Raw genomic sequence first — 2040 nt, 5'->3', positions numbered from 1 at the left:
AGGCTGGATGCGGCGGTGTACAGTGTCTCTATGCCGAACAAAGGTAATGCCGCAGTCATTTTTTGATGGTTCTTTTTCTCAATGGCGTCGGCTGCTTGATCCTGCAACAGCTGGAATACCCCGTCATCCATAAATAGAATGGCCATATCTTGATCGAAGGCGCCTGCTGCAAGTGCGGCCTCAAGACCTTCGCGACCTAAGCTGCTACCGTAAGGAGAGTGGCGAAAAATAAAAAGAAGGTCGCAAGGTGGCATAGTCTTATTATCCAAATGTGACAACTCGGTCACTGCTAGCGGCGGCTTCAATAAGTTGCCCGAGTCCGCTCAGTTCTGAATTACCCAGTAGGTTGGGTGAGCTTTTGTTGTGTCGCTTACATTCGTCTTGATCCAGAACCCCGCGCCTGGCAGCAGCAGCGATACATACAACACTGTCAATACTGTTATCTTCTATTAGCTCGCTCCAAGCCTTGGGTAGGTTAAATTCGCCTTGAGGTGTTATGGCTTGTGCGTTGAGGCTGTAAACGCCTTCTCCATAGAAGAATAATCGGTGAATTCTGTGTTTGTTACGGATTAGGGCTTGCGCGAACTGAAGGGCATTATAGCTTGTGCCGCCATGAAGGGAGTGCGGGCCGCTATTGATAACGAGGGAAAATAACATAAGGGTAGGCTTAAATAAAAACCGCCAGCTTGGCTGGCGGTTTGGATTTTAAATATTCGCGATTACTTAGTCGTCGTTCATGAATCCGAGGATGTGAAGTAGCGCTGTGAACATATTAAGAATGTCTAGGTAGAGTCTGATGGTAGCCATGATGTAATTCTTTTCGCCGCCGTGAATAATGGCGCTAGTGTCATACAAAATGAAACCAGACATCAAGAGTACTACAACGGCGCTGAGCGCAAGGCTCATGGCGGGAATGTGAATACCGAACATACCTAAAACCATAAAGGCTAGGCCGGCCACAACCACTGTGATAAGGCCGACCATCAAAAAGCCGCCCATAAAACTGAAGTCTTTACGGGTCGTTAGTACGTAGCCAGATAGTGCAAAGAATACTAATGCAGTGCCGCCAAGTGCTTGCATAACGATCATGCCGCCGTTAGCCGATTGCATGTAGTGGCTAATAGTGGGTGCTAAGCCTGCGCCCATAAGAGCGGCAACAGCAAAAACAACTAAAATGCCTTTGGGTGAGTTGGCAACTTTAGGTAAGACAAACCAAATTAGACCAATTGCACCAAACGAAAATGCAATTGCGATGATGTGGGAAAGACCTATTGCCATGCCGACAAAAGCGGATATAGCGCTAACGAGCATTGTTACAGCGAGTAAGCTGTAAGTGTTGCGCAGGACTTTATGGGTCTCTGCATTTTGAATCGAACTTGCAGAATAAACCTGTTGCATTGTGGTTCTCCTAAGATTGGCCGGTAATGGCATCATACATGTGTGTGACTATGGGTGTTACTAAGATCAATACATATCTTGGTGGTGTGGCCGGTAAAAATCAAGTTGGTGCCATTTGTTTTTCGCTGTTAAACGATGATTTCTTTCACTCTAACAATTTATACGCTGCAATGGCAAAAATGTATTTAGATTGAGAGTATAGCGGATACAAAAAAAGCCCATCTTTCGATGAGCTTTTTTTGTAAGGAACAAGTCCTTTAATATGGCGGAGGGGCAGGGATTCGAACCCTGGGAGCTTTAACACTCAACGGTTTTCAAGACCGCCGCATTCGACCACTCTGCCACCCCTCCTGAAGAGGCGCAAATTATACATTCCTTTGTATAAGTGGCAACCCCTTTGTTGTAAATAAACTAACTTTCTGTTTCTGTTGAGGTTTTTTCATTCTCTGCGGTGTTTAATTGACCTCTTGGGTCGTTGTTTGCGCGACTCAGTGCCTTTGGGGATCGCTGAATATCGGCTGTTAGTGCGGTATTCAGTGGTAGCCCTTTTGTGATATTGCTTTCTAGGCTAGTGACTGCCAGGTTTGCAATGGGTTTTGGGTTGGCTCTGGGGTCGTTGTTGGCGCGGCTATAAGCTATCGG

4 protein-coding genes and 1 tRNA gene are annotated in these 2040 nt (G+C 46.3%); all 5 read right to left on the bottom strand.

Features of this window, described 5'->3' with window-relative positions; all coding sequences use genetic code 11:
* On the bottom strand, positions 1–254 hold a 254-nt coding region (gene tusC, locus AC3A8L_RS21550; RefSeq protein ID WP_487964334.1), incomplete at its 3' end, for a sulfurtransferase complex subunit TusC.
* 7 nt (positions 255–261) lie between these two features.
* The gene (gene tusD, locus AC3A8L_RS21545) at positions 262–657 is read right to left on the bottom strand and encodes a sulfurtransferase complex subunit TusD (RefSeq protein ID WP_487964333.1); all 396 of its coding nucleotides are present in this window, start codon (positions 655–657) and stop codon (positions 262–264) included.
* A gap of 66 nt (positions 658–723) precedes the next feature.
* Positions 724–1398, bottom strand: coding sequence for a Bax inhibitor-1/YccA family protein (locus AC3A8L_RS21540; protein WP_487964332.1), 675 nt, complete (start codon positions 1396–1398; stop codon positions 724–726).
* Between the two features lie 263 nt (positions 1399–1661).
* Positions 1662–1749, bottom strand: a tRNA-Ser gene (locus AC3A8L_RS21535).
* Positions 1750–1809: 60 nt separating this feature from the next.
* Positions 1810–2040 (bottom strand): hypothetical protein (locus AC3A8L_RS21530; RefSeq protein WP_487964331.1); only part of this gene is annotated, 231 nt, incomplete at its 5' end.

The sequence above is a fragment of the Marinagarivorans sp. genome, from assembly GCF_982758155.1.
Note: the sequence above shows the minus strand (reverse complement) of the source record. Positions and strands in the feature narration are given on the sequence as shown.

What these genes read in the sequence shown, in the direction of transcription:
- tusD (WP_487964333.1), bottom strand. Translation starts at nt 657, where the DNA reads ATGTTATTTTCCCTCGTTATCAATAGCGGCCCGCACTCCCTTCATGGC.
- AC3A8L_RS21540 (WP_487964332.1), bottom strand. Translation starts at nt 1,398, where the DNA reads ATGCAACAGGTTTATTCTGCAAGTTCGATTCAAAATGCAGAGACCCAT.